The following is a 1,355-nucleotide window of genomic DNA, read 5'->3' as shown; positions in this document are numbered from 1 at the left end:
CGGACACGACCTAGGGGGAGTGCGCCACACCGGGCGCGCCGAAGACCGAGGAGTCCCCGTGCCGAAGTTCCTGCTGCGCCGGACTGGCCCGCGCGGCTCGGCTCCGTCCTGCGCGTGCTGTACCTCCTTGTTCAACGAGGGCTACACCGCCTTGGGCGGTCCGGTGCTGCACCGGGCGGACCTGTCGGGCGAGGCGGTCCGGCTGGCCCGGCAGGTGCACCGACTCCTGCCGGACGAGGGTGAGGTGGCCGGGCTGCCGGCCCTGATGCTGCTGACGGAGGCCCGCCGCCCGGCACGCACCCCCCGCACGGCGAGCTGATCCCCTTGGCCGACCAGGACCGCACACTTTGGAACCGCCGCTTGATCCAGGAGGGTTCAGCGCTGTTGACCGGCACGTTCGCGAAGGAGGAACGGACCGGCACGTCGGGGAAGGAAGAACGACGGCCCGGTACGCACGCGAAGCGAGGGCGGCCCGGTGCGTACCGGTTGCAGGCCGCCATCGCGGCCGTTCACGCCGTCGCCGTCCGCGCGCAGGACACCGACTGGCCGCAGATCCACGCTCTCTACGAGGTGCTCGAACACGTGACGGGCAATCCGTTGGTCACGCTCAACGGCGCGGTCGCCCTCGCGATGGTCGACGGTCCGGCCGCCGCCCTGGCGCTGCTCGACCGCCGCACCACCGACGACGGCGGCGTCTTCGCGGACCACCACCGGATGCAGGCGGTACGGGCCCACCTGTTGGAGATGGCCGGAGACCCGACGGCGGCGTCGCACCACTACCGCCTGGCGGCAGCCCTCACCACCAGCACCCCCGAGCAGCGCTACCTGACAACCAAGGCGGCCCGCCTGCAGCGGAGTTCGCCTCCACCCGACCGACTGACCAACGGCCACCCACGTGCTCAGCGGGCGAACTCGTACCCTTCACAAGGACACTTCCGACCGTGAAATCATCGGCTGAGTAAGGAACGCGACATGCCCACGTGGACCCGCACGCTGCGCGAGGCCGGCATCACCGAGCCGGGCCTGCGAGCCGCGTACGGCAAGCAGCGCACGTTCGTACGGCGCTTCAGGACCGCGGAGTATCTGACGGTCCGGCTCCTGCTCCCGACGCGCCTGCATCCACCGGTCATCGCGGCCGTCGCCTTCATGCACGAGACGGACGAGCGCGTCGACACCGGTACACGCGCAGCGCGCAATGCGGCGCTGGAGTCGTGGGCATCCGCCACGCGCGCGGTACTCGACGGCGCGACCGCACCCGACGCGACGGGCCCGCCTCCAAGACCCTGGGTGTGTCCGGCCCGCTCCACTGAACGCCACGCGGTTCCTGTCCTTCGAACGGCTGAACTACCTAGTCG

The 1,355-nt window shown here is 71.1% G+C and carries 2 protein-coding genes and 1 pseudogene; all 3 read left to right on the top strand.

Annotated features, from left to right (window positions below; translation table 11 throughout):
* Positions 1–319, top strand: a 319-nt coding sequence (locus ACWEBX_RS40815; RefSeq protein ID WP_451889736.1) for a DUF6596 domain-containing protein, incomplete at its 5' end; no start/stop codon positions are given.
* Positions 320–384: 65 nt separating this feature from the next.
* Positions 385–945: a hypothetical protein gene (locus tag ACWEBX_RS40810; RefSeq protein ID WP_451889735.1), complete on the top strand. Its 561-nt coding sequence runs from the start codon at positions 385–387 to the stop codon at positions 943–945.
* Between the two features lie 27 nt (positions 946–972).
* Positions 973–1,355: pseudogene (locus tag ACWEBX_RS40805) on the top strand (hypothetical protein); the annotation flags it as partial.

Source organism: Streptomyces sp. NPDC005070, from assembly GCF_053600395.1.
This window is presented reverse-complemented; position numbering and strand designations above follow the sequence as displayed.